The organism is Maribacter sp. (assembly GCF_016744255.1).
In the GTDB taxonomy this organism is placed as follows: domain Bacteria; phylum Bacteroidota; class Bacteroidia; order Flavobacteriales; family Flavobacteriaceae; genus Maribacter_B.
Genome location: NZ_JADGES010000021.1, coordinates 1 through 26,612, shown reverse-complemented (window position 1 = coordinate 26,612; position 26,612 = coordinate 1). Strand labels below are relative to the sequence as shown.

The following is a 26,612-nucleotide window of genomic DNA, read 5'->3' as shown; positions in this document are numbered from 1 at the left end:
GTAAACCAAAAACTATTATATATTTGCACACCCTTAACAAGGGCTCTTAGCTCAGTTGGTTCAGAGCACCTGCCTTACAAGCAGGGGGTCGAAGGTTCGAATCCTTCAGGGCCCACAGTAATTAAAAGCTTCCAAGAAATTGGAAGCTTTTTTATTTTCTCCTTTTTCATCAAAATCGGTATTAGGTTTTTTGAAAATTTTATGCTTACTATTGTGTTAATTAATTAAGTTAAATATTATGGGTAAAGCGCCAAACGTTGTTCTAATAGGATTTGCCTTTTTTTCTATATATGTAATATGGGGTTCTACCTATTTATTGAATAAAATAGCAGTGGAGGAATTGCCTTCTTTTATGTTGGCTTCTATTCGTTTTGTTACCGCTAGTGTATTAATTTTCATTTTATGCAAATTATTAAAGATAGATATCTCTATATCTGTAAGACGATTTAAAAATACTGTAATCGCTGGTTTTCTGTTCTTAACACTAGGTAACGGAGTGGTAGTCTGGGCTTTGAAATATGTAGATAGTGGTTTCGCAGCATTAGTAGTCGCAGCGCAACCTTTAGTCGTGTTGATTTTAATGCGTGTATTACAAGGTAAAAAAATAAAACCTATGTCTATAATTGGGGTTATTCTTGGGATTATCGGTATCTATGTTCTGGTGAGTCAAAAACAAATAATGACTAAGGAAAATGCATTTTTTGGAATGTTTCTAATTTTTATCGCAATGTTAAGCTGGTCATATGGGAGCTTATTTGTAGGGAGAGTAGATTTACCTAAGAACTATTTCGTTAATACAGGGTATCAAATGCTTACTGGAGGAATAATGTTGTTTTTTGTTAGTGTTTTGTTTGGGGAATCTTGGGTGTCTCCTATAGATTGGAGCTTTAGAGTGCAGTTGGCAATGTTGTTATTAATTGTTTTTGGTAGTATAGTTGCATTTACTGCATTTAACTATTTATTAAAAGTAGTCTCTCCTGAGAAGGTGGCAACATCAACCTATGTTAATCCTATTATAGCATTATTTGTTGGATGGTACTTTTTAAAGGAAGAAATAACAACACAATCCATCATAGCTGCTGGGATTTTATTAACAGGTGTTTTTTTTATAAATACAAATAAAAAGTTTGTGCTGTTTTCTAGATTTTCAGGAAGATTAAGTACTAAGGATGAGGAGTGATGAAATGTGGTGCGGAACTGTAGAATTATCTTCATAATAGGTTAATTTTGAATATCGTGTTATTTTAGTAATTTATGAAGTAAATAGTTATACTTTGGTTACAATCATTTCTTGGATTAATCGTTATTTAGAGTAGGAGTTTTTAACTATTTTTTAAAACTCAGTATAACAAAACACCATGCTCAATAAAAGCATTAAATTTTTAATTGAAAACAAGTTAGTAGGACTTATACTCTTGTTTTTATTTTTTATCTGGGGAATTATACATGCGCCGTTTAATTTGGGGCTAGGTATTTTGCCTAGCAACCCAGTTTCAGTAGACGCAATACCTAATATAGGGGAGAACCAACAAATAGTTTATACAGAGTGGGAAGGGCAATCTCCGCAGGATGTGGAAGACCAAATTACATATCCGCTAACCTCTAATTTATTGGGAGTTCCTGGAGTAAAATCAGTGAGAAGTTCTTCTATGTTTGGTTTTTCTAGTATCTATGTCATTTTTGAAGATGATATTGATTTTTATTGGGCTAGGAGTCGTTTGTTAGAGAAAGTAAGTGCATTGCCGTCTAATTTATTGCCGCAAGGAGTAAGTCCTACTTTGGGTCCTGATGCAACTGCTTTAGGACAGATTTTTTGGTACACTTTAGAAGGGAGAGATGATAAAGGTAAGGTTACTGGAGGGTGGGATTTACAAGAAACACGTTCTATTCAAGATTTTTATATTAAAAATGCATTATCAGGAGCAAAAGGAGTTGCGGAAGTAGCCTCCATTGGCGGATATACGCAGGAATATCAAGTAGATATTAATCCTGAATTAATGCGACAGTATAATGTTACTATTAAAGACGTTGTGCAAGCGGTTAAGGAGAGTAATCGCGATGTTGGAGCAAAAACCTTAGAGATAAATCAGGCGGAATATTTTGTACGTGGATTAGGGTATATAAAAAGTAAAGAAGATATTGAAAATGCTCAAGTTCGCAATGAGAACTATATTCCAATAAAAATAAAAGATATTGCGAATGTTACTTTAGGGCCATCCGAACGACGTGGAATTTTAGATAAAGAAGGCGCAGAGGTTGTTGGTGGAGTTGTAGTGGCAAGACATGGAGAAAACCCAGTAGATGTAATTAACGGAGTTACTCAAAAAATAAAAGAGCTAGCTTCTGGGTTGCCATCTAAAGTTTTAAAAGATGGAAGAACTTCCCAACTCACCATAGTACCGTTTTATGACCGTACGGTACTTATAAAAGAAACTATAAACACTTTAAAAGATGCCTTAACCTTTGAGATATTAATTACCATTTTGGTTGTTATAGTCATGCTTTTTAATCTTCGCATCTCTGTGTTAATTTCGGGTTTAATGCCTATAGCCGTACTCATGGTATTTATTGCAATGAAGATTTTTAAAGTCGATGCTAATATTGTGGCACTTTCTGGAATAGCAATAGCAATAGGGACAATGGTAGATATGGGGATAATATTGTCAGAGAATATTGTCCGTCATTTAAAATTAATAAAAGAAGAGGAGTCTGTAGACAATGTGGTGTATAATGCAACGATAGAAGTTTCGGGAGCAATTATTACAGCAGGGTTAACTACTATTGTAAGTTTTATTCCAGTTTTTACTTTAACTGGTGCGGAAGGAAAATTATTTGCGCCGTTAGCTTTTACAAAAACAGTGGCGTTAACCGCGTCCATGATTGTTGCTTTATTTGTAATACCCCCTTTTGCAGCCCAATTGTTTAGAAAGTATAAAAAAATAGAAAGTATAAAAATTATTGGGAATATTGCGTTGGCAGTAATAGGTGTAATTGCAATATTCTACGGTTATTTTATAGGAATTTTATTAATTGGATATGCAATTTTAGGAGTTTTAAAAAGAATTTCTAAAATAACCGAGAAGCAATTTAATAACTACCAATTAATTTCGAGTAGCATCGCTATTTTGGGATTGTTGGGATATTATTGGAGACCGCTGAGTTATGGGAATTCCATCTTTAGTAATTTTATTTTTGTTACAATAATCTGCGCTTTGGTTTTAGGAATTTTGTTAATTTTTAAAAAATATTACGAACAAATATTGTTCTGGGCATTAGAGAATAAAGTTAAATTTTTAAGTATTCCTTTGGTTTTGTTGACTTTTGGAGCACTAATAATGGTTAATACAGGTAAGGAGTTTATGCCTTCTTTAGATGAAGGTTCTTTTTTACTGATGCCAACATCTATGCCGCATTCAGGAGTAGCAGAGAATAAAAGGGTTTTAAAGCAGTTAGATATGGCTGTGGCCAATATCCCTGAAGTAGCAACAGTTGTTGGTAAAGCAGGAAGAGTAAATTCAGCCTTAGATCCAGCTCCATTATCCATGTATGAGAATGTTATACTGTATAAACCAGAATTTATTTTAGATGAAAGTGGGAGTCCATTATCTTTTAAGGTTAATGAAGATGGTTTTTTTGAAACTAATGAGGGAATTTATGTAGATGCCGGAACTGGATATAATAGGGAGGATTTAATTGTAGATGGGTCGGGTGAATTTTATAGAAACTGGAGACCATCTATTAAAAATAAGAACGATATATGGGATGCTATTGTAGATGCAACTAAACTTCCGGGAGTTACAACAGCACCTAAACTACAGCCTATAGAAACGCGTTTGGTAATGTTACAGACGGGTATGCGTGCTCCAATGGGGGTAAAAATAAAAGGGACTAATTTAAAAGCTATTGAAGCTTTAGGAGTGTCATTAGAGCAAATAATAAAAGGAGTTGAAGGAGTTAAAAGAGAGGCTGTATTTGCAGATAGAATTGTAGGTAAGCCATATCTTTTGTTAGATATAGATAGAGGAAAAATTGCACGTTATGGTGTTTCGGTTTCCGAAGTGCAAGAACTATTAGAAATAGCAGTCGGTGGAAAAGTTTTAACACAAACGGTAGAAGGTAGAGAGCGTTATGGTGTTCGTGTAAGGTATCCTAGAGAATTAAGGGGGACCCCAGAAGATTTAGAAAAAATATATCTACCATTGCGTAATGGTAGATATATACCTCTTTCCGAAGTTGTTACAATTCGTTACGAGAAGGGGCCACAAGTTATTAAGAGTGAAGATAGCTTTTTAGTAGGCTATGTGCTTTTTGATAAAGAGGAAGGTTATGCGGAAGTTGATGTTGTAGAGAAAGTAAAAGAAGTAATACAGGGTAAAATAGAAGACGGAAACTTGCAAATTGAAGAAGGACTTAGTTATAGTTTTGCTGGTACATATGAAAATCAGGTACATGCAGAGAAAACGCTTTCCTTTATTGTTCCAATAGTACTATTAGTTATCTTCTTAATTTTGTATTTACAGTTTCGCTCGGTATCTATATCTTTAATGGTATTTACAGGGGTTGCTGTTGCCTTCGCTGGTGGGTTTATATTAATTTGGCTATATGGGCAATCTTGGTTTTTAAATTTTGGTATTGGTGGAGTAAATCTGAGGGATTTATTTCACATGGGTACAATACATCTTAGTGTTGCCGTTTGGGTAGGGTTTATAGCTTTGTTTGGTGTTGCTACAGATGATGGAGTGGTAATGGCAACTTATTTAAAACAAGTGTTTAAGAAAAATAGTCCAGAAAGTATTTCAGATATAAGAAACTCCGTGCTCGAGGCAGGTAGAAAAAGAATTAGACCTTGCTTAATGACTACAGGGACAACTATCCTGGCATTATTACCAATATTAACAGCGAGTGGAAGAGGGAGTGATATTATGATTCCTATGGCAATACCTAGTTTTGGGGGTATGTTAGTGGCTTTAATTTCGTTATTTATTGTGCCAGTTTTGTTTAGTTGGCGAAAAGAAAGCAAATTAAAATAGAAAGATGTTTTTAAAGAAAAAACTATGTTAAAAAAGTATGGAACTTATCTTATTGTTTTATTAGCAGGCCTTGCTTTGGGGTATCTTTTTTTTGGTTCTAATGCTAACAAAAAAAACCAACAACACTTGTCTAGTGAAGAGCAGGTACATAGTTGGACCTGCTCTATGCATCCGCAAATAAATACCGAAGAACCAGGAGATTGTCCTTTGTGTGGTATGGATTTAACTCCGGCTAATATAGGCGATTCTGAAATTGGTACACAGCAATTTAAAATGACTAAAAACGCCATGGCTCTGGCAAATATAGAGACTACCGTTGTAGGGCTTGGGAGTTTAAAAAATAACACACTTGTTTTATCAGGAAAAATAACGTCTAATGAAAAAACGAATGGTGTGCAGACTAGCATTTTCGATGGTAGAATAGAGAAGCTCAATGTAAATTTTGTGGGACAGTATGTTAAAAAAGGACAATTACTTGGTTCTATTTATTCCCCAGAATTGTATGCGGCGCAAGACAAATTGCTCACTTCTGTGTCTTATAAGGATACACATAAGAAATTATATGCGGCAGCAAGAAACACACTTGGTTTGTGGAAAATGACAGATGAACAAGTAGATGCAATAATTAAGTCTGGTAAGCCTATGATGAGTTTTCCCGTTTATGCAGATGTGTCGGGTACGGTTACGGAGATTATGGCAGCAGAAGGTAATTGGTATAAACAAGGAGAAGCTTTGTATAAGGTTTCCAATTTATATACAGTTTGGGCAATTTTTGATGCTTATGAGAATCAACTTCCTACATTAAAAGTTGGTCAGGACATAACAATTACTTCAAACGCTTTCAAAGGGGAAGTATTAAAATCTAAGATATCATTTATAGAACCCGTTTTAAATTCAAATAGTAGAACTGTTGCGGTGAGAGTTACTTTAAATAATAAAAAACAACGCTTTAAGCCTGGTATGTTCTTGCAAGGAGAAATACAAGGGCTGGTAAATAACAAGGTGTTAACGGTTCCCAAATCTGCGGTTATGTGGACAGGTAAAAGGTCTTTGGTTTATGTAAAGCCAAATCCAAAAAACCCTGTTTTTGAAATGACCGAAGTAATGTTAGGGAAAGTGATAGGGGATTCTTATGTTATTTTAGATGGATTGTCTTCAGGAGATGAGGTCGTTACTAATGGTACTTTTACAGTAGATGCTGCCGCTCAGTTACTAGGAAAAAGGTCTATGATGACGAATGAGAAAGATGGAGATAATACTATGAGCGAGATGCAGGAAGGGAATGGTAAGCTAATTTTTAATGATAATTTAAAATCAGAACTACCTAAGATAATACATACATACATGCAGCTAAAAGACTTTTTAGTGGCTACGGATTCTCATAAGTCGATGTTAAAAGCTGGGGAGTTAAAGGAGTTGCTTAATACTATAGATGGGTCTGTTTTAGATGAGGAAGTAAAAAAACATATAGATATTCTTAAAGCAACTACTGCAAAAATTGCTATGTCTAAGGATATAAAGAAACAGCGAAATCAATTTAAGCCTCTATCCAAAAGTATTGTTGCTATAACTAGTAGCTTAAGCAATTTAGATCAGCCTATTTATGTACAATATTGTCCTATGGCAGATAATAATAAAGGAGGTACTTGGCTCAGTTTCGATGATGAGGTTTTTAATCCCTATTATGGGGATGAAATGTTACACTGCGGAAGTGTAACAAAAACCATTCAGTAATTCTATATTATAAAATATCTAAAATTCTTTCTAATGCCATACCTCTAGAGCCTTTAATTAATAAAGACGAATTATTGGGTAAGCTATACTCTTTTAAATAAGCTTTAAGGGAGTTAAAAGAGTTAAACTTATTTAAAGTTGTTTCTGTTTTATAAAAATTCTCGCCAATTAAGAAGACAGAATTAAATTGCAATTTTTTGGCTAAATCGGCAATACTTTGGTGTTCTTCATTAGCGGTGTTTCCAAGTTCAAACATATCGCCTAGAAATAGAATTTTAGTGTCTTCTTTAAGGCTGCTAAAACTCTCTAAAGCAGCTTTCATGCTAGTTGGGTTGGCATTGTATGCGTCCAGAATAATTTTATTTCCTTGTTTTTCTATTATTTGTGAGCGGTTATTTTCGGGAATGTAACTCTCTATAGCCTCTTTTATTAAGGAGAGAGGAATAGAAAAATATTTACCCATAACTATAGCTGCACAGCAATTGGTAAAATTATATTTTCCAATGAGTTGTGATTCTATTATAGTATCTTCTACTTTAATAGATACAAAAGGGTTGGCGCTTAAAAGTTCTATATTGTAATATTCTTTTTGTTCTTGGCTAAATCCAAATTTTTGAATGTAATTGTCTAATTTGCTTTTTTGTATCGGGTCGTCTGCGTTTAAGAAAAGATGTTTTTTGTTAGCAGTGAGATACTCATATAATTCACTTTTTCCTTGAATTACACCTTCTAAGCTTCCAAAACCCTCTAAGTGTGCTTTTCCAAAATTAGTTATATAGCCATAATCAGGTTCGGCAATAGAGCATAAAAAAGCAATTTCTTCTTTATGGTTTGCGCCCATTTCAACCACTGCTATTTCGGTGTCCTCTTTTATAGAAAGAAGGGTTAGCGGAACACCAATGTGGTTGTTGAGGTTGCCTTTGGTGGCAATAGTTTTGTATTGTTTAGATATTACCGCGTTAATAAGTTCTTTGGTGGTTGTCTTGCCATTACTACCAGTAATGCTTATTATTTTGGCTTTACAATATTTTCTATGAAAATTTGCTAACTTTTGTAAAGTGATTAAAACATTTTTTACAAGAATAATATTTTCATTTGGAGAATGTAACTCTTCGTCAACAATAGAAAGGCAGGCTCCTTTGGATAGGGCTTCTTTGGCATAAGTATTGCCATTGAAATTTTCTCCTTTGAGAGCAAAAAATATGCTGTTAGAGTCTATTTTTCTTGTGTCCGTGCTAATAATAGGGAAGCGTAAAAAAAGCGAGTGTAATTCTTCTATTGTCATAATTCGAAGATATAAAAAAAGCCCTTTTTATAAAGGGCTTTTTTAATCGTTTTTTAAGGAAAAATTATTTTGCTTTCTTTCCTCTAATTGTTTTGTTTTTAGTTTTAGATTTAGAACCTACTCTAGACATAGCACATCTAAAACCGATATAATCTGTAGCCATATATTGTGGCATATATCTTCTTTGTGCAGGATCTAACCAATATGCTCTATCTCTCCAAGAACCGCCTTTGAAAACTCTTACCTCGTTATTGATTAAAGATGTTCTGTTGTTAGATTTGTCATACTCTCGTATTAATTTGCCTAAAGAATCTTTCTTTACACTATGCTTAGGAGCATCATACATTTTTTTCTGATCAGCTTCATCTTCTTCATCACTGAATCTGTCATAGAATCTAGAAGAGCTAGCATCACCGTCTCTGTAGCCTCTGTTGTCACTAGAAGAGAAGTTGGTTCTTAAATATGTTTCTTCTTCATCAACAGGAACCATTTTAATTTCACCAGGTAAATTTAAAGCTATTATTTTTCCGTTTGGTAATGTATCGTAAACTATAGAATCTCTTAGTATGTTTACTTTTCCGTTCTCACCAATGGCGCTTTTCATGTAAATGTTACCTCTATAATAGTTAAAGTCACTTACTTCATCATCTACTATAGGCCTGTATACATCAGAAACCCATTCGGCAACGTTACCAGCCATGTCGTATAAACCTAAATCATTTGGTTTGTAAGACATCACTTGTGCTGTAATATCTGCACCATCATCAGACCATCCTGCAATTCCGCCGTAATCTCCTTTTCCTTGTTTAAAGTTGGCTAGTTGATCTCCACGACCTACACGTTGTCCGTTTCTAGTATAATCACCATCCCAAGGGTATTTTTTTCTACCCCTATAATTATTGTATTCTCTAGAGCCAGATTGTGCTTGAGCAGCATATTCCCATTCTGTTTCTGTAGGCAGTCTATATTCTGGCATAATAACTCCGCTACTTCTATTCGCAAAGTTATTTACGCTGTCTTTTTTCATTTTACCTTGTAACGAATCTATTTGTCCATTATAAACAGATTCTGGTCTGTTTAAATAAGCTTCTGTGTTAAAGGTTCCGGCATCTTCGCCAGATAAGGCTTTGTATTTAGCGTCTTTAGCTAAATAACCTTCTCTTTCAAGCATAACCTCATTCACTCTATCGGTTCTCCATTCAGCAAATTGTGTTGCTTGGATCCAGTTAACACCTACCACTGGGTACTCTGCATATGCAGGGTGACGCAAGTAGTTATTTGTCATTGTTTCATTGAAACCTAAGCGATTTCTCCAAACCAAAGTATCTGGTAATGCTCCTTTATAAATATTTGTATATTTAGGGTTTTCAGGAGGATACACACTTTTTAAGTAATCTAAGTATTCTAAATACATTACATTGGTAACCTCTGTTTCATCCATATAAAAGGACTGAACATGCTGTGAGGTAGGAGTGTTGTTCCAATCATGCATAACATCATCTTGTACTTTACCTTTCGTAAAAGTACCTCCTTCAATAAAGACTAAACCAGGAGCGGTTTCTTGCTCTTTAAAATCTGAATTGAATTGGAAACCACCTTCTTTTGCATTTATTTTCCAGCCTGTAGCTCTCGATACATTTTTAGAAGATGAAGTTTTTTTACAGCTGGTAACTGAAAAACCTCCTGCTATTACAGCGCATGAGAGTACAACTTTAATAAACTGTTTTTTCATAATTAGGACTTGAGTTCAAATTGTTTACTACTTATATATGGTAGTGTTGGAATTTGTATTTAGATTAATTTTAGGCTTACTTTCGGCTTATAAAACGATGATTTGCACATAATATTTTACAGATTAAAAATATTTTTTTAAATCATATTTAAATTTGCAGCCAAAATATTGGTTCTAAAATTTATAACGGCTGAAATACTTTTATAGTATGACTAACAACGATTCTTTTAGCCTCTAGACGATATATTATTGTATATGTTCTTTTATCCTTAATTTAGGTGTCTTATTTTAAAATTAACAGATAGATGTATTTTCTTACTAAGTTACTTGAGAAATAATAATGTTGATATACACAAGATATTGTAAAAATGGTCGTTTACCTGTTGTGTAGCTACATTAAAGATGTGTATGTTATTTTTTAGACCCATAAAATCAACTTTTGAAAAATGAAGAGATTATCATTACTTTTTTTAGTAGTTTTTGCTTTTAAGTTAAGCGCTCAGGAGGATCGTGTTATTACAACAGCAGTTCCCTTTTTAACAATCGCAGCAGATGCAAGAGCTGCAGGTATGGGTGACATGGGAGTTGCTACTTCTACTGATGCTTTTTCGCAACAATGGAATCCTGCTAAATTTGCTTTTGCAGAAAGAAAAATGGGTATAGGAGTAAGTTATACACCGTATTTAGAAAGTATAATCACGGATATAGCATTGTTGAATGCAAGTTATTTTAATAAGATAGATGACAGGAGTGCTTTTGCTCTTAGTTTGCGGTATTTTACCTTAGGGGAAATAGAGTTAAGGCAATTTGCAAATGACCCAGGTTCTTTAGCTAAGCCTAATGAGCTGTCTTTAGATGGTTCTTATTCCTTAAAATTAAGTGAAACATTTTCTATGGCTGTGGGAGGTAGGTTTATTAGGTCTAATTTAAAAATTCCGCAAGCAAATAATACAGAAGACTCTCAAGCAGCTACGTCATTTGGAGTAGATATTGCGGGTTTTTATCGTTCTAGAGAGCTAGCTTATAATAGTTTCGATGGTCGTTGGAGAGCAGGATTTAATTTATCTAATTTAGGAGGTAAAATTCAGTATGACGAAGGTGGGCAAGAGAATTTTTTGCCGACTAATTTAAAATTTGGACTTGGTTTCGATTTTATTTTAGATCAAGATAATAGTATTGGTTTAACAACGGAGTTTAGTAAATTGTTAGTACCTACACCACAAGATTTTAATAATGATGGTGTTTTGGATAGCGCGGATAACAATGAGTATCAAAATATAGGAGCTTTTGAAGGGGTTTTTAAATCTTTTGGCGATGCACCAGATGGTTTTAGTGAAGAGCTTAAAGAATTTACATGGGCATTAGGAGCAGAATATGTATACCAAGATTCTTTCATGATTAGAACTGGGTATTTTAATGAAAGCGAAGAAAAGGGCTCTAGGAAGTTCTTTACTTTAGGAGCTGGGTTCAAATTTAACTCCGCCCAAATAGATTTGTCCTATTTATTTTCAACGTCACAAGTTAGAAACCCTCTAGAGAATACATTACGTTTTTCTTTGACATTCAATTTAGGAGAAGAATTTTTTAACGAATAGTAATAACAATAAATTTTGAATTATAAGATAGGCCTGCAGTAATGCAGGCTTTTTTTATATAAATATTGGGCGGAGTTTGTTGCTGTGAAACTATTTTAGGTAGAATTTTTATTTGGAATACCTAAAGATGTTCTAATTTTAGAAAAAAGATTTACTAAGTTGCTATTATGATAAAACAAAATATAAGTTTTGATATCTCGGTTTATGATTCTTTAGAAGAGTTATTGAAAGAGGATAAAGAATTAATGCAATTGGCTATTGCAGCAAGAGAAAAAGCATATGCTCCTTATTCTGGTTTTAATGTAGGGGCGGCTGTTTTATTAGAAAACGGAAAAGTTGTAACTGGTAGTAACCAAGAGAATGCGGCATACCCTTCGGGTTTGTGTGCGGAAAGGGTGGCTGTTTTTTATGCAGGAGCTAATTATCCGGGCGTTAAAATAAAAAAAATAGCTATAACAGCAGCTTCCGTAAATTATGTTGTAGAGAGAGCTGCAGCGCCCTGTGGAAACTGTAGGCAGGCTATTTCTGAATATGAGGTTAAGCAGGATAGTCCTATTGCCTTATTTTTAATGGGAGAAAAAGGAAAGGTATTGCAATGCAATGCAATAGCAGATATTTTACCACTTGCCTTTACGAGTAATTATTTGTAGAAAAACAGGTTGATTACCTTTCTTTTTTATAGGCACTAAAATGTTTTTTAACAAAAGCTATTTTAAAGGTTAATTTTTACTGGTACGTTTTGCTTATTTTTTTTTTATCCGTTCATTAATATGTGTATTTTTGCTCTTCCTAAACTAGATGGAATGTGTTTTGTTTAGTTAATAATATAGAATCCTAATAAAATACCTGATTAATGGAAAAAATCACAAAAGAAACGTATCTAAATTGGTATAAAGACATGTTGTTCTGGAGAAAGTTTGAGGATAAACTTGCTGCAGTTTATATACAACAAAAAGTAAGAGGGTTTCTTCATTTGTACAATGGACAAGAGGCAGTTTTGGCTGGAGCATTACATGCAATGGACTTAACAAAAGATAGAATGATTACTGCGTATAGGAATCATGTGCAACCAATAGGTATGGGTGTAGATCCTAAACGTGTGATGGCGGAACTTTATGGAAAAGTTACAGGAACGTCTCAAGGAATGGGTGGTTCAATGCATATTTTTTCTAAGGAGCATAGATTTCATGGCGGACATGGAATTGTTGGAGGTCAAATTCCTTTAGGAGCAGGAATGGCATTTGGAGATAAGTATCACGGAAATAATGCAGTTACTTTGTGTTATATGGGTGATGGTGCTGTAAGACAGGGAGCACTTCATGAAGCTTTTAACTTAGCAATGTTATGGCAATTGCCTGTAGTTTTTGTTTGTGAGAACAACGGTTATGCAATGGGTACATCTGTAGCTCGTACTGCACATACAGAAGAAATATGGAAATTAGGCTTAGGATACGAAATGCCTTGTGGGCCTGTAGATGGGATGAACCCTGTTACAGTAGCACAAGAAATGAGTAAAGCTATTGATAGAGCAAGAAGTGGTGGTGGACCAACTTTTTTAGAAATGAAAACATATAGATATAGAGGACACTCTATGTCAGATGCGCAGCATTATAGAACAAAAGCAGAAGTTGAAGAATACAAGAAAATTGATCCTATAACACAAGTGTTAGATGTAATTAAGGAAAATAATTATGCAACGGAAGAAGAAATAGCACAAGTGGCTAAGGATGTTAAGGCTTTAGTTTCTGAATGTGAAAAATTTGCAGAAGAATCCGATTACCCTCCAGTAAACCAATTATATGATATGGTTTACGAACAAGAAGATTTTCCATTTGTAGAACATAAAATATAAGTAAATGGCAATAGTAATTAATATGCCTCGCCTCAGTGATACAATGGAGGAAGGTACAGTAGCTAAATGGCTTAAGAATGTTGGTGATAAAGTTGAAGAAGGCGATATCCTAGCAGAAATAGAAACAGATAAAGCTACAATGGAGTTTGAATCTTTTAACGAAGGGACATTACTTCATATTGGTATTGCAGAAGGAGATGGTGCGCCAGTAGATACTTTGTTAGCAATAATTGGTGATGAAGGGGAAGATATTTCAGGTCTATTAAATGGTTCTGCGGCGCCAGCTGTTGCAGAAGTAGTAGTAGAAGTTGTTTCGGCTCCTACAGCTACCGAAGTTCCGAATGGTGTAGTTATAATCAACATGCCTAGATTAAGTGACACTATGGAAGAAGGCACGGTGGCAACTTGGTTAAAGAGTGTTGGTGATAAAGTCGAGGAAGGCGATATCCTTGCGGAAATAGAAACAGATAAAGCAACTATGGAATTTGAGTCTTTTAATGAAGGGACTTTATTGCATATTGGTATTGCAGAAGGAGAAGGTGCACCTGTAGATACTTTGTTGGCTATTATTGGCCCAGCAGGTACTAACGTGGATGGACTTTTAAAAGGAGCTCCTGTTGCGGCACCAAAAGAGGCAGCTGTGGTAGAAAAGACAGTAGAGACTAAAGCAGATTCTACAAGCGAAAGTACTGCTGTTTCTGATGGAGAAAGAATTTTTGCATCACCGCTAGCTAAAAAAATAGCCAAGGATAAAGGTGTTAATTTAAGGGATATAAAAGGATCTGGAGATCAAGGTAGAATTGTAAAGAAAGATGTAGAAGATTATACGCCTTCGCAATCTAGTTCTGCGACTCCTGTTGCCGCTGCTACTGTTGCAGTAGCAAGTGTAGCCCCTGTTGTTTTACCAGTAGGAGAAGAAAGTTCAGAAGAAGTTAAGAATTCTTCTATGCGTAAAACCATTGCTAAGGTATTAGTTAACTCTAAAACCACAGCACCACATTTCTATTTAACAATAGAAGTAGATATGGATAATGCTAAAGCTTCTAGAGCACAAATAAATGGGTTGCCAGATACAAAAGTATCTTTCAATGATTTAGTTGTAAAAGCTTGTGCAATGGCATTACAAAAACATCCACAAGTAAATACTTCATGGAACGGAGATACTACTAGATATAACAAACATATAAGTGTAGGTGTTGCAGTTGCAGTTGCTGAAGGATTGGTTGTTCCTGTATTGAAGTTTACAGACCAAATGAGTTTGTCTCAAATTGGTGCTACTGTAAAAGAGTTAGCAGGAAAAGCTAGAAATAAAAAGCTTACTCCTGCTGAAATGGAAGGCAGTACGTTTACAGTTTCTAACCTAGGTATGTTTGGTATTACAGAATTTACCTCTATAATCAATCAACCAAATTCAGCTATATTATCTGTCGGAGCTATTGTTCAAAAACCAGTAGTTAAGAATGGAGAAATTGTAGTGGGGAATACTATGAAGGTAACATTAGCTTGTGACCATAGAACGGTAGACGGAGCTGTTGGAGCACAATTTTTAATGACTTTAAGGTCTTTCTTAGAAAATCCTGTAACAATGTTAGCATAATATTATAGCAAATGTTGATTAGTATATAAAGCATCCAGATTTATCTGGATGCTTTTTTTATCTTTATAACTTAAAGTAATCTTATGCGAAAAATTATTCAAATTGTAATTGTAGTGTTCCTTGTGGGTTGTGGTTCAGCACAGCTTAAAGAAACGGATGCTTCCAAGGTGTCTAACAACCCTGAAGGGGTAAAAGGTAAAATTGTAGGAGAGGAAAATGTTGTCGATAATACATCGGTAATAAATAGGGTTGAGGTAGAAAAAAATATATTTTCTTCCTCTGAGAATATTTCAGAAATAATGGCATTTTTGGCATCCGACGAACTTCAAGGGAGAGATTCAGGGACTGAAGGAATAGAAAAAGCGGCAAAATTTATTGAGGCAAAACTAATAAACGCGGGTGTGTCACCATACTTTGAAAGCTATAGAGATACCATTTCTAATTTTGATAAGCCAGCATACAATATAGTTGGTTTTGTAGAAGGTAGCGATCCCGATTTAAAAAAGGAATGTATTATTATAGGAGCGCATTACGACCATATAGGTTTGTTGTCTGGAGGAGAAGATACTATTGCTAATGGGGCAAACGACAATGCTTCGGGGACTAGTGTTGTTTTAGAATTGGCACGCTATTTTGGGAAAGAAAAAATCAATAAACGTAGTATTATATTTGCCCTATTTACAGCAGAGGAGAAGGGTTTATTGGGGTCTATACATTTAGCAAACGTTCTTAAAACAAAAAATATAAGCCTCTATGCTATGTTAAATTACGAAATGGTAGGGGTGCCTTTGGTAGGTAAGGATTATTTAATGTATGCTACTGGTTATGAATTATCTAATCTTGCAAGTGTTGGTAATGGTTATGGAGGAGAAAATTTAATTGGTTTTTTGCCTAAGGCTAAAGAATACAATCTATTTAAGAGATCCGATAATTTCCCTTTTCATGAAGTTTTTAATGTGCCTTCTCAAACATTTTGCACTTTCGATTTCACCAATTTCAACCATTATCATAAAGTAGGAGATGAGAATGAGCTAATGGATTTTAATCATATGGCAAACGTTGTTAATCAGTCCATCCCAATGATAGAAGGAATAGTAAATTCTAAAACAAAAGAGATACATTACTAATGGCAAACGTTATTATTACAGGAACTAGCCGCGGAATAGGTTTTGAGCTGGCTAAGCTTTTTGCAGAAGAAGGGCATAATGTACTTGCCTTGTCTAGAAATAGGAAACCGATAGAGGATTTAGGTCATAAGTTAATACACGCATTTCCTTTTGATATAAGTAATAAAAAGGATATTGAAACCCTTGATGTTTTTTTAAAGGAAACTTGGAAAACTGTTGATGTATTAATAAATAATGCAGGAGCTTTATTAAATAAGCCTTTTTTAGAAAGTTCAACAGAAGAGTTTCAAGAAGTATATAAGATTAATGTTTTTGGAGTTGCAGAAATTACAAAAACTGTTTTGCCGTTTATGCCTAAGGAAGGGCATGTGGTTACAATTAGTTCTATGGGCGGCGTTCAAGGAAGCGCAAAATTCCCAGGTTTATCTGCGTATAGTTCTAGTAAAGGGGCTGTAATTACTTTAACAGAATTGTGGGCAGAAGAGTTTAAAGAAGCAGGGCCATCTTTTAATGTGCTAGCTTTAGGTGCCGTACAGACGGAAATGTTAGAAGAGGCTTTTCCTGGTTACGAAGCACCAACAACGGCTTTAGAAATGGCAACTTACATTAAGGAGTTTGCGATAAATGGGCATAAATTCTATAATGGTAAAATGCTTCAGGTATCTAATAGTACCCCTTAACTTTCAATGATTAATCTTTTCTTTATAATACAGTTATACTATTTTAATTAAATGGAGCGTACTTTAATAAAATATTTACCGGAAAGAGCTGTGGGTATGTGCTTAGAGCTTATTAAGGTAAATGGAGTACATTTAAAAATTGTAAATGAGAGAGTTACTAGGCATGGAGATTATAGAAGGTTGGCAAATGGACAACATCAGATTACGGTAAATGTTAGTTTAAATAAATATCGTTTTTTAATAACCCTTGTTCATGAAATAGCGCATTTAGTAGCTTTTGAAAAGTATGGAAGAATAATAAAACCACACGGAACGGAATGGAAACAAACATTTCAATATTTAATGTTGCCATTTATAAGACCAGAGATTTTCCCTTCTAATTTACTTCCTCTATTAGCAAGGCATTTTAAAAACCCTAAGGCCAGTAGTAGTACAGATGCTAATTTAGCTATTGCACTAAAGAAGCACGACACACAACAATCAGAAAATTCCTACGTTTTTGAAATACCCATTGGTAGCATTTTTAGAATACATAATGGAAAATTATACAAAAAAGGAAATAAAAGAGTTAAAAGAATCGAATGTATTGAACTCGCTACAGGTAGAATGTATCTGTTTCAACCCAATGCAGAAGTAGAATTAATAAAAGATTAGTAATGAATAAGAATTATTATGCCGTTTTAATGGCTGGAGGAGTTGGGTCAAGATTTTGGCCAATTAGTACATCGGAATATCCTAAGCAATTTCATGATATGCTAGGAACAGGAACTACGTTAATTCAAAAAACGTTTCAGCGTTTAAATAAGTTTGTGCCTACAGAGAACATACTTATTCTTACTAATGAAAGATATAACGATTTGGTTTTGGAGCAGTTACCTATGGTAACCCAAGAACAAGTGGTATTAGAGCCTGCAATGCGTAATACTGCTCCTTGTATTTTATATGCTTCTTTAAAAATTCAAAAAATGAATCCCAATGGTGTTATGATTGTTGCGCCTAGTGATCATTGGATAGAAGATGAGGATGCATTTGCGAAAGATGTAACTGCTTGTTTTAAGAAATGTGAAAAGGAAGATGTATTGTGCACTCTTGGGATTAAACCAAGCTTTCCAAATACAGGGTTTGGCTATATAGAGTATAACAAAGAGAGTACTACGGAAATTAAAGAAGTAAATCAGTTTCGAGAAAAACCAGATTATGAAACAGCAAAGGAGTTTTTAGCGCAGGGAAATTTCCTTTGGAACGCTGGTATATTTATGTGGAGTGTTTCTACTATTGTAAATGCTTTTAAGAACTTTCAGCCTAGTCAATATGCATTGTTTGAGAAAGGCTTACCTGTTTATAATACTAGTTCTGAACAAGATTTTATTGATGAAAACTATCCTAAAGCAGAGAACATTTCTATTGATTATGCTATTTTAGAACAATCTAAATCTATTTATGTTCTGCCAGCTACTTTCGATTGGAATGATTTAGGTACATGGGGTTCTTTATATGATAAGTTAGATAAAGATGCCCAAAACAACGCTATTGTAAATAGTAAAGTTATTACGGAAGATGCGCAAGGAAACATGATTCGTTCTCCAAAAGGAAAAGTTGTTGTTGTCGATGGATTAAATGATTATATTATAGTCGATAAAGAAGAGGTTTTATTAATTTATCCAAAATCAAAGGAACAAGACATTAAAAAAGTACTAACTAAAGTTAAAGATACTTTTGGCGATGAGTACGCTTAATTAATTATGAGTGAGAATTTAAATCAAGAGAACTCTAATAATACTGTTGAAGAGGTTAACAGTGAAGAGGTGAAAAAGGATTTTCAAGGACTTCTTGGAAGTGTTAAACAGTTTCTGAAAGAATTATTAGATATCCGTCAGAATACAGATTTGGATGCTACCAAAGAAGCAATTATTGCCGATATACCTTTTAAGGGGCATACTTCTTGGATTTTAATTTGTTCTATTTTCATTGCGTCTATTGGATTAAATGCAAACTCTACAGCAGTTGTAATTGGAGCCATGTTAATTTCCCCATTGATGGGGCCTATCTTGGGTATAGGTATGTCGCTGGCAATTAATGATGTAGATACTTTACGGAGGTCTTTAAAAAACTTTTCCGTAATGGTAGTTTTAAGCATATTAACTGCTTATCTGTTCTTTGTTATATTTCCCCTTAGGGATGAATCTTCAGAGCTTTTAGCTCGTACAGCCCCAGATATTAGAGATGTTCTTATTGCCTTTTTTGGAGGTTTGGCATTAGTTATTGCTAGGGCAAAAAAAGGAACCATGGCATCTGTAATTTTTGGTGTTGCTATTGCAACGGCATTAATGCCACCACTTTGTACTGTTGGTTTTGGTTTGGCAATAAACAACTATGAATACGCTGGTGGAGCCATGTATTTGTTTAGTATAAATACTATTTTTATTGCTTTAGCAACGTTTTTGGTGTTAAAACTTTTGCGTTTTCCGATGGTGCGTTATGCAAATTCTCAAAAAAGAAGGCGTATAGGAAGGATAGCTTCATTAGTGGCAATATTGGTGATGATACCCGCAGGGATGACTTTTTGGGATGCGTTACAAGAATCTTTATTTAAAAAACAAGCGCAGAGTTTTATTATGGAAAAAGTAGCTCCATATCAATTTGCTGGCTCGGGTAGATTTATGGAAGATTTTACAGACATTGAATTTAATGCTGGAGAAGAGCCATTTATTGAGTTAGTTTTTATGGGCAATGAAACTATACCAGATAATGTTATTGCTACTTGGAACAAGCAGAAAAATGAAGATGAAAATTTTTCAAGATTAAAGGGGGCAAAGTTACATGTTATTCAAGGAGCTAAAAATGAGCAAGTAGATCAATTAAAATATGTTGATCAATTATATGAATCTCAAAAAACAGAATTAGTAGATAAAGATGCTCGAATTAAGTTATTAGAAGAAGAATTAAGTAAGCTAGGTAAGTTTGCGATTCCTTTTAATACCATTAGTTTAGAAGCAAAAACTAATTATGAAGATTTGGAGTCTTTAAGTTTTTCGCCAAAAATACAAACGAATTTTGCGAAACTAGATACAGTTCCGGTTTTTGAAATACAATGGAAAAGAGATGCAAAACGATTCCAGACGGAAGCAGATACAAAGAAATTACACTCTTGGTTAAAATTGAGGTTACAAGATAGTACGATACAATTAAAGGAGATTATTCAGGATTAGTTTCGTTCTTCCAAATACATTTGACGTACTTTTTTAAATAAGTCCGAAGAATAAACGAAGTCGGTTACGGCTTTGTTTTCGGTTTTAAATATTTCATTTTTAGAACCTTCCCACTCTTTTAAGCCATTTTTTAGGAATATAATTTTTTCTCCTATTTCCATAACAGAATTCATGTCATGCGTATTAATAACTGTGGTAATGTCAAACTCTTGTGTAATCTCTTGTATTAGGTTGTCAATGATAATTGCTGTTTTTGGGTCTAAGCCAGAGTTGGGTTCATCGCAAAACAAATATTTTGGGTTCATAACTATAGCCCTAGCAATGGCAACTCTTTTTTGCATACCGCCAGAAATTTCAGAAGGGTATTTATGATGTGCATCAATGAGGTTCACTCTTTTTAAGACCGTATCTACCCGATCTTCCATTTCAGATTTCCCTTGTTTGGTAAACATTTCCAAGGGGAACATTACATTACCCGCAACAGTCATAGAATCGAATAAAGCACTTCCTTGAAAGACCATACCCATTTCTTGTCTTAAGTTGCGTTGTTCTTTTGGTGTTAAGTCTGAATATATTTTGCCGTCGTATGAGATAGTACCTTCTTCAGGAATAAAAAGCCCTAATAAGCATTTAAGAAAAACGGTTTTACCAGAACCACTTTGCCCTATAATTAAGTTTGTTTTTCCTTTTTCAAAATGTGTAGTAACTCCTTTAAGAACATGAGCTTCACCAAAAGATTTATGAATATTGTTTACGTCTATCATTAGCCTAAAAGAAGTTGTGTTAGTATATAATTTATTATAATAATGACCACGCTTGTCCAAACAAAAGAGGTTGTGCTAGCTTTACCTACTTCTAATGCTCCACCTTTCATATAAAACCCATGAAAAGATGGAATTGTAGCTAAAACAAATGCAAATACAATTGTTTTTAAAAAAGAATAGGTTATATGAAAAGGAATAAAATCTAGTTGTACTCCTTCTATAAAATCTGCACTAGTACTAAAACCACCGAAAACACCAGCAAACCATCCTCCGAAAATACCAACATACATTGCTATTGCTATAATAAAGGGGTAAAGCATTAAGGCTACAATTTTAGGAAAAACTAAATAATTCAGGGCATTAACACCCATTACTTCTAAAGCGTCTATTTGTTCCGTAACTCGCATAGTTCCAATGCTAGAAGTTATATAAGAACCAACCTTACCTGCCATTATAATGGAGCAAAATGTGGGGGCAAATTCTAAAATAATAGACTGTCTAGTAGCAAAGCCTACCAAGTTTTTTGGTATTAACTCACTTGTAATATTTAATGCCGTTTGTATAGCAACTACACCGCCAATAAAAAAGGAAATAAATATTAATATTCCAAGAGAGCCATAAATAAGCTCATCAATTTCTTTGAGAATCAAGGACTTCATTATGCTCCATTTGGTGGGCTTTTTAAAGACCTCCTTTATCATTAAAGCATAACTACCGACTGATGCTATATAATTCATAAATTAAATATATCTTTCTTTACGTAAAAATAACAATAATGCTTGTCATTTAACTTCCATTTAATTTATTTAAGAGGTATTTTATTTACTTTTACTTCCTAATAATTTATAATCGTATGCATACCAAGAATATTACAGTATTAGTATTACTCTCTTTGTTTTTTAGTTTTCCAAGCTTTAATTATGGGCAAAGGAAAAAAAAGACAGAAAGTGCTAAAGAGGAATTAGCGAAGCCAAAATTGGTGGTCGGAATAATTGTAGATCAAATGAGATACGATTATCTAACGCGTTTTTATAACCATTATGGAGAAGGTGGTTTTAAAAAGTTACTAAAAGATGGGTATAGCTGTAGAAATAATCATTTTAATTACGCGCCTACCAGTACTGGGCCAGGACATACGTCTGTATATACCGGTACTACTCCTGCAACGCATGGAATTATTGGGAATAATTGGTATGATAAAGTTGAAGAGAAAGAAGTGTATTGTGCAGCCGATTCTACGTATGTTTCTGTTGGAACATTGACAAACGCTGGGCAAATGTCCCCACATAGAATGGGGGTTACAACCATTACGGATCAACTAAGAATGCATACGCAAAAGAAAGGTAAAACAATAGCAATTGCATTAAAGGATAGAGGAGCAGTATTACCAGGCGGACATACTGCAAATGGGGCTTATTGGTTTTATGGAGCTAATGAAGGAAACTGGATAACGAGTTCTTTTTATATGAATTCTTTACCTAAATGGGTTACGGATTTTAATTCTAGCAGAAAAGTAGATACATATAAAAAATCGTGGAGTTCTTTTAAAGATATAAATACCTATTTAGAAAGTGGGTTAGATAATACCGTTTATGAAGGACTCTTCGAGGGAGAATCTTCTCCTGTATTCCCACATGACTTACCTGCTTTGTGGAGTGCAAATAATGAGTATGATATTTTGAAAGCTACACCATATGGAAATAGTATAACAGCTGATTTTGCTATAGCGGCATTAAGAGGTGAAGATTTAGGAAAAGATAGTAACACCGATTTTTTGGCAGTTAGTTTTTCTAGTACAGATTATGTAGGGCATAAATTTGGGGTTAATTCTAAAGAAATACAAGACACTTATATACGATTAGATAAAGATTTAGAGCGCTTATTAACAGCATTAGATCAGAAGGTAGGTAAAGGAGAGTATGCTTTGTTTTTAACAGCAGATCATGCCGCAATACATGTTCCTGCGTATTTAAAGGATATTAAAATACCAGCAGGTTATATAGATTATAAAGTAATGCTTCCTAAGTTTGAGGAGTTTTTAAAGTATACTTACGGAACAACAGATATTGTAAAGAATTTTTCTAACCTTCAATTTTTCTTAGATCATAAGATTATAAAAAACTTAGAATTAGAGGTTAGCGAGGTGCAGGAAGTAATAGCAAAAGAAGTTCTAAGTTATTCTGGGATAGATAGAGTGTATACAGGTAATCAAATGTGGAAAAATCAATATACTAGTGGTATTCCTTATATCTTGCAAAAAGGATATAACCAAAAGCGGTCTGGAGACGTGTTATTGGTTTTAGCTCCTGGAACAATTAGCTACCCTAAAACGGGTTCCACACATGGTTCCCCTCAAATATATGATACACATGTACCATTATTGTTTTATGGAAAGGGCATTAAGAACGGGCATACATTTGCAAGAACAGAAATACCAGATATAGCACCTACTATTTCTGCATTGTTAGGAATAGCTTTTCCTAGCGGAACTACAGGAAAGCCAATTGTTTCTGTTTTAGAGTAATTTTGGATTATGGATAATAGGCCCATTGGTATTTTTGATTCCGGAATCGGAGGGACTTCTATATGGAGAGAAATACAAGCACTACTTCCTAATGAGAGTATTATTTACTTGGCAGATAGTAGCAATGCACCATATGGCGAAAAGTCTAAAGCAGAAATTCTAAAACTAAGCATAAAAAACACAGAATATTTATTAAAACAAAATTGTAAACTCATTGTCGTAGCTTGTAATACAGCTACGACAAATGCTATAGATTATCTAAGAGAAAGCTATAATGTACCATTTATAGGAATTGAACCAGCAATTAAGCCAGCTGCATTACAATCTAAATCTAAAATTGTGGGAGTTTTAGCAACAAAGGGAACATTGTCGAGTAGTTTGTTTCATAGTACTGCTGAAAACCATGCTAATGGTATTAAAATAATTGAAAGAGTAGGTAGGGGCTTAGTTCCTTTAATAGAAAAAGGAGAAGTAAAAGGAGATAAAATTATAAAGCTGCTATTAAGTTTTCTTAATCCTATGCTAGAAGAAGGAATGGATTATTTAGTTTTAGGATGTACGCATTACCCTTATTTAATTCCAGTTTTAAAAGAAATATTGCCACCAGGGATTCAGATTATAGATTCTGGAGAAGCAGTAGCTAAACAAACGAAAGCCATTTTAGAGGAGCATAGGGTTTTAAATACACTAAATGTTCTTGGGAAGCATCATTTTTTTACAAACGCAGAAAAAAAAGTGTTAGAAAATATGGTGCAAAATAATGCCATCTCTACCTCGGTAGAGTATTTAAATTTTTGAATACGTTAAATAGGTGAATGCATATTTGTGCTTTTCGTCTTTAGAGTGGTATTCTTCCGTATTTAATTTCCAAATACTATCCTTAATTTCTGGGAAGAATGTATCTGCTTCTAGGGAGGTATGTACTCTAGTCAATTCTATTTTCGTAGCAAACTTTTCTCCTTGTTTGTAAATTTCGCCTCCTCCAATAATAAAGCAATCTTCATCTTGGGTTAATTCTAAAGCATTCTCCAGAGAGTGTACAATAATGCAATCCGGATAATTTACAGTATAATTAGTGTCCCTTGTGATAATTATATGTACTCTATTGGGTAATGGTCTAGGGAAACTTTCGAAAGTTTTTCTACCCATAATAATCTTATGTCCTGTTGTAAGCTTTTTAAACCTCTTAAAATCATCTGGTAAATGCCATAACAAATCATTGTCTTTGCCTAAAGCGTTATTCTCTGCAGCTGCAGCTATCATAGTTATATTATGCACTACTCTTTTTTTTTATTAATGTTATGTAATGGAAATTCAGTTTCTATTTCTTTTTGAATTTCTAGAATACGCTTTTTCTGTTTAGAAACTAATTTTTCTCTTTGTTGGCGTTCCCAATCTTTACCCATGAATTTTTGAGTAAATAGCACATTGAAGATATGAATAGCAAATAAAAAAGCCCAAAAAGTAATACACCAGAGAAACCAATCGTATTCCTCCCCATATTTAAGAATTTTGTTGACTAGAATTAAAAATACACTACCTATTAAGAAAATTACAAAATGCGTATATAAGCGTTTCTTTTGTTTAATACGTGTTTGTGCGTTTTCTAATAACTCATGTTGTTCTATATCTAAAGAGGATGTTTTTTTATTCTTGGAAAACATGGCAATACTTATATTTACACCAAAGATACAGTAATTCGTAAATAACAAGATACCTATGGATAAGCTAAGAAGTAAATTTCCAGTTTTAAGACAATATATTTATGCTAACACAGCTGCTCTAGGTTTGTTTTCTGATGATTTATTAGATTGGCGTCAGGAACATGATTTAGATTTTTTGCTTGGCGGAAGTTCCATGAGAACAGAAAGTTTGAAAATTATACAGAATACTAGAGATTCTGTTGCTGCTATGTTTCATTGTAAAGGGAGGGATGTGGCTTTGGTTCCTAATTTTTCTCTTGGAATTAATATGCTGTTAAATCATTTAGAAAAAGAGACCAAAGTGTTGTTGCTAGAAAATGATTATCCATCTGTAAGTTGGCCTTTTGATACTCGCGAATTTAACGTGATAAAAATTCCTATTTCTGAACAGTTAGAGAAGGATATTGAAGAAACTGTAGCGAAGGAAAAGGTGCAGGTTCTTGCGCTGAGTATTGTGCAATGGATTAATGGCGTTAAAATAGATTTAGATTTTCTAAAGAGATTAAAAGCCAATAATCCTAATTTATTAATAATAGCAGACGGAACTCAGTTTTGTGGAACCACAGATTTTAATTTTGAGGAATCTGGTATTGATGTTCTTGGGGCAAGCGCTTATAAATGGTTATTTTCTGGTTACGGGAATGGTTTTATGCTTTTTAAAGAATCGGTAAAAACTAAATTTAATATTCCTGTGATTGGTTTTTATGCTGCAGGAGCAGATGAAGAGCAGAAAAATAATATCCCTTTTGCAAGAAAGTTTGAGCCTGGGCATTTATCCTGTTTGGTTTTTGGAAGTTTAAACTTTTCTATAGAATTTATGATGAAAATTGGAATGGATAAAATCGAAAAGAAAATACATGACTTATCGGTTATTGCAAAAGAGGAGTTCGTAAAATTAGGTCTTCTAGAAGATTTGGTGGCGAAAAGAAATATACACAGCTCTATATTTTGCATAAAAGGGAATGATAAACTGTTTCAGCATTTAACAGATAATGATGTTGTTTGTTCGCAAAGAGGAGATGGAATTCGTCTGGGTTTTCATTTTTATAATACAGAAAAGGATATACGTGATATAGTTAAAATTATAAAATCTGCCAAATAGAGATTATTGTTATAAGAAAATAAGCTGTTCTTTTTTCGAGCTAGATCTTAAATGTTACTAATATATTATCAAATCGCTAATAATGATATTAGTCATTGTTAGTGAGGGTGTTATTGTATTAGTTTTGCATTGTATTTTAACTTAAGTATATTATGGCTATTGCAAAACAGTATTTAAAAACGAAACCAATTTGTAAGGTAACTTTTACGGTTCCAGCAAGTGAAGCTAAAAAGGTTGAAGTTGTGGGCGACTTTAATAATTGGAAACCAAAAGGAGCTGCTTTAAAAAAATTAAAGAATGGTACGTTTAAGGGGGCTCTTAATTTGCCTAAAGAATCAACTTTTGAATTTAAGTATCTTATAGATGGTGCTTATGTAAATGAAATTGAAGCGGATAGATATCAATGGAATGAGTACGCTGGTTCGGAGAATGCAGTATTAGAGCTTTAAGATTAATAGTGGTGTCTCAGTGCAATGTAAATATAATTGGTATAGAAAAAGGTATTTTTTTTGGTTCTCCATTAATTAAGCCTGGTTGTAATTTAGGAAGGAGTTTTATAATTCTAATAGCTTCCTCTTCTAATATTTTGTAACGCCCTTTGGTTTTTATGTTACCGATACTACCATCTTCGTTTATCTTAAACATGGTAGAAATTTTTCCTTGATATTCCATCTTTAG

23 protein-coding genes and 1 tRNA gene are annotated in these 26,612 nt (G+C 33.9%); 17 read left to right on the top strand and 7 right to left on the bottom strand.

From position 1 onward, the window contains the following. The first annotated feature begins 40 nt into the window (after nucleotides 1-40). From QZZ51_RS05700 to QZZ51_RS05685, 4 genes are all read left to right on the top strand, one after another. A tRNA-Val gene (locus tag QZZ51_RS05700) sits at nucleotides 41-115 on the top strand. A 123-nt stretch (nucleotides 116-238) separates the two neighbouring features. Next, a complete protein-coding gene (locus tag QZZ51_RS05695) occupies nucleotides 239-1,180 on the top strand; it encodes an EamA family transporter (RefSeq protein ID WP_291867147.1) in 942 nt (313 codons plus the stop codon). A 178-nt stretch (nucleotides 1,181-1,358) separates the two neighbouring features. Continuing rightward, nucleotides 1,359-5,030 carry an efflux RND transporter permease subunit gene (locus QZZ51_RS05690; RefSeq protein WP_291867144.1) on the top strand — a complete coding sequence of 1,224 codons (3,672 nt, stop codon included), beginning with the start codon at nucleotides 1,359-1,361 and terminating at the stop codon, nucleotides 5,028-5,030. A gap of 24 nt (nucleotides 5,031-5,054) precedes the next feature. Then, the gene (locus QZZ51_RS05685; RefSeq protein WP_291867141.1) at nucleotides 5,055-6,764 is read left to right on the top strand and encodes an efflux RND transporter periplasmic adaptor subunit; all 1,710 of its coding nucleotides are present in this window, start codon (nucleotides 5,055-5,057) and stop codon (nucleotides 6,762-6,764) included. Nucleotides 6,765-6,771: 7 nt separating this feature from the next. Here QZZ51_RS05685 and murF read toward each other — a convergent pair whose 3' ends face one another. Together murF and gldJ are read right to left on the bottom strand one after the other, a co-directional pair. Then, nucleotides 6,772-8,049 carry a UDP-N-acetylmuramoyl-tripeptide--D-alanyl-D-alanine ligase gene (gene murF / locus QZZ51_RS05680; protein WP_291867138.1) on the bottom strand — a complete coding sequence of 426 codons (1,278 nt, stop codon included), beginning with the start codon at nucleotides 8,047-8,049 and terminating at the stop codon, nucleotides 6,772-6,774. Between the two features lie 64 nt (nucleotides 8,050-8,113). Then, on the bottom strand, nucleotides 8,114-9,781 hold the full coding sequence (gene gldJ, locus QZZ51_RS05675; protein ID WP_291867135.1) for a gliding motility lipoprotein GldJ: 1,668 nt from the start codon (nucleotides 9,779-9,781) through the stop codon (nucleotides 8,114-8,116). Between the two features lie 446 nt (nucleotides 9,782-10,227). Between gldJ and porV the strand changes: the two genes are divergently transcribed. From porV to QZZ51_RS05630, 9 genes are all read left to right on the top strand, one after another. Further along, nucleotides 10,228-11,376 carry a type IX secretion system outer membrane channel protein PorV gene (gene porV, locus QZZ51_RS05670; protein WP_291867132.1) on the top strand — a complete coding sequence of 383 codons (1,149 nt, stop codon included), beginning with the start codon at nucleotides 10,228-10,230 and terminating at the stop codon, nucleotides 11,374-11,376. Nucleotides 11,377-11,543: 167 nt separating this feature from the next. Further along, nucleotides 11,544-12,026, top strand: a complete 483-nt coding sequence (gene cdd / locus QZZ51_RS05665) for a cytidine deaminase (protein ID WP_291867128.1) — start codon at nucleotides 11,544-11,546, stop codon at nucleotides 12,024-12,026. 203 nt (nucleotides 12,027-12,229) lie between these two features. Next, the gene (gene pdhA / locus QZZ51_RS05660) at nucleotides 12,230-13,228 is read left to right on the top strand and encodes a pyruvate dehydrogenase (acetyl-transferring) E1 component subunit alpha (RefSeq protein ID WP_291867126.1); all 999 of its coding nucleotides are present in this window, start codon (nucleotides 12,230-12,232) and stop codon (nucleotides 13,226-13,228) included. A gap of 4 nt (nucleotides 13,229-13,232) precedes the next feature. Then, a complete protein-coding gene (locus QZZ51_RS05655) occupies nucleotides 13,233-14,825 on the top strand; it encodes a pyruvate dehydrogenase complex dihydrolipoamide acetyltransferase (protein WP_291867124.1) in 1,593 nt (530 codons plus the stop codon). 83 nt (nucleotides 14,826-14,908) lie between these two features. After that, nucleotides 14,909-15,952: a M28 family peptidase gene (locus QZZ51_RS05650; protein ID WP_291867122.1), complete on the top strand. Its 1,044-nt coding sequence runs from the start codon at nucleotides 14,909-14,911 to the stop codon at nucleotides 15,950-15,952. Beyond that, nucleotides 15,952-16,632 (top strand): SDR family oxidoreductase, encoded by a 681-nt coding sequence (locus tag QZZ51_RS05645; RefSeq protein WP_291867120.1) that lies wholly within the window; start codon nucleotides 15,952-15,954, stop codon nucleotides 16,630-16,632. The genes QZZ51_RS05650 and QZZ51_RS05645 overlap by 1 nt, the downstream gene beginning before the upstream one ends. Nucleotides 16,633-16,683: 51 nt before the next feature. Then, nucleotides 16,684-17,286 carry a SprT-like domain-containing protein gene (locus QZZ51_RS05640; RefSeq protein ID WP_291867119.1) on the top strand — a complete coding sequence of 201 codons (603 nt, stop codon included), beginning with the start codon at nucleotides 16,684-16,686 and terminating at the stop codon, nucleotides 17,284-17,286. Between the two features lie 2 nt (nucleotides 17,287-17,288). After that, on the top strand, nucleotides 17,289-18,368 hold the full coding sequence (locus QZZ51_RS05635; protein WP_291867118.1) for a mannose-1-phosphate guanylyltransferase: 1,080 nt from the start codon (nucleotides 17,289-17,291) through the stop codon (nucleotides 18,366-18,368). A 6-nt stretch (nucleotides 18,369-18,374) separates the two neighbouring features. Beyond that, entirely contained in the window at nucleotides 18,375-19,841 is a 1,467-nt protein-coding gene (locus QZZ51_RS05630; protein ID WP_291867117.1) for a DUF389 domain-containing protein, read from the top strand. Here QZZ51_RS05630 and QZZ51_RS05625 read toward each other — a convergent pair. Both QZZ51_RS05625 and QZZ51_RS05620 read right to left on the bottom strand, forming a co-directional pair. Beyond that, a complete protein-coding gene (locus QZZ51_RS05625) occupies nucleotides 19,838-20,605 on the bottom strand; it encodes an ATP-binding cassette domain-containing protein (RefSeq protein ID WP_291867116.1) in 768 nt (255 codons plus the stop codon). The genes QZZ51_RS05630 and QZZ51_RS05625 overlap by 4 nt on opposite strands. Further along, nucleotides 20,605-21,342, bottom strand: coding sequence for an ABC transporter permease (locus tag QZZ51_RS05620; RefSeq protein WP_291867115.1), 738 nt, complete (start codon nucleotides 21,340-21,342; stop codon nucleotides 20,605-20,607). The genes QZZ51_RS05625 and QZZ51_RS05620 overlap by 1 nt, the downstream gene beginning before the upstream one ends. Before the next feature lie 116 nt (nucleotides 21,343-21,458). On the opposite strand from QZZ51_RS05620, the gene pafA reads away from it, so the two are divergent. Together pafA and murI are read left to right on the top strand one after the other, a co-directional pair. Next, a complete protein-coding gene (gene pafA, locus QZZ51_RS05615; RefSeq protein ID WP_291867113.1) occupies nucleotides 21,459-23,129 on the top strand; it encodes an alkaline phosphatase PafA in 1,671 nt (556 codons plus the stop codon). A 9-nt stretch (nucleotides 23,130-23,138) separates the two neighbouring features. Continuing rightward, nucleotides 23,139-23,927: a glutamate racemase gene (murI, locus tag QZZ51_RS05610; protein WP_291867111.1), complete on the top strand. Its 789-nt coding sequence runs from the start codon at nucleotides 23,139-23,141 to the stop codon at nucleotides 23,925-23,927. On the opposite strand, the gene QZZ51_RS05605 is transcribed toward murI, so the two are convergent. Both QZZ51_RS05605 and QZZ51_RS05600 read right to left on the bottom strand, forming a co-directional pair. Then, a complete protein-coding gene (locus QZZ51_RS05605) occupies nucleotides 23,916-24,407 on the bottom strand; it encodes a dihydrofolate reductase (protein ID WP_291867109.1) in 492 nt (163 codons plus the stop codon). The two genes, murI and QZZ51_RS05605, sit on opposite strands and share 12 nt — an antisense overlap. Further along, a complete protein-coding gene (locus QZZ51_RS05600) occupies nucleotides 24,407-24,793 on the bottom strand; it encodes a 2TM domain-containing protein (RefSeq protein ID WP_291867107.1) in 387 nt (128 codons plus the stop codon). Before QZZ51_RS05600 ends, QZZ51_RS05605 begins: the two co-directional genes overlap by 1 nt. Before the next feature lie 55 nt (nucleotides 24,794-24,848). On the opposite strand from QZZ51_RS05600, the gene QZZ51_RS05595 reads away from it, so the two are divergent. Together QZZ51_RS05595 and QZZ51_RS05590 are read left to right on the top strand one after the other, a co-directional pair. After that, a complete protein-coding gene (locus QZZ51_RS05595; protein ID WP_291867106.1) occupies nucleotides 24,849-25,934 on the top strand; it encodes an aminotransferase class V-fold PLP-dependent enzyme in 1,086 nt (361 codons plus the stop codon). A 152-nt stretch (nucleotides 25,935-26,086) separates the two neighbouring features. Continuing rightward, complete coding sequence (locus QZZ51_RS05590) at nucleotides 26,087-26,383, top strand: isoamylase early set domain-containing protein (protein WP_291867104.1); 297 nt, start codon at nucleotides 26,087-26,089, stop codon at nucleotides 26,381-26,383. Nucleotides 26,384-26,399: 16 nt separating this feature from the next. Here the strand turns inward: QZZ51_RS05590 and QZZ51_RS05585 are convergent. After that, on the bottom strand, nucleotides 26,400-26,612 hold a 213-nt coding region (locus QZZ51_RS05585; RefSeq protein WP_291867101.1), incomplete at its 5' end, for an energy transducer TonB.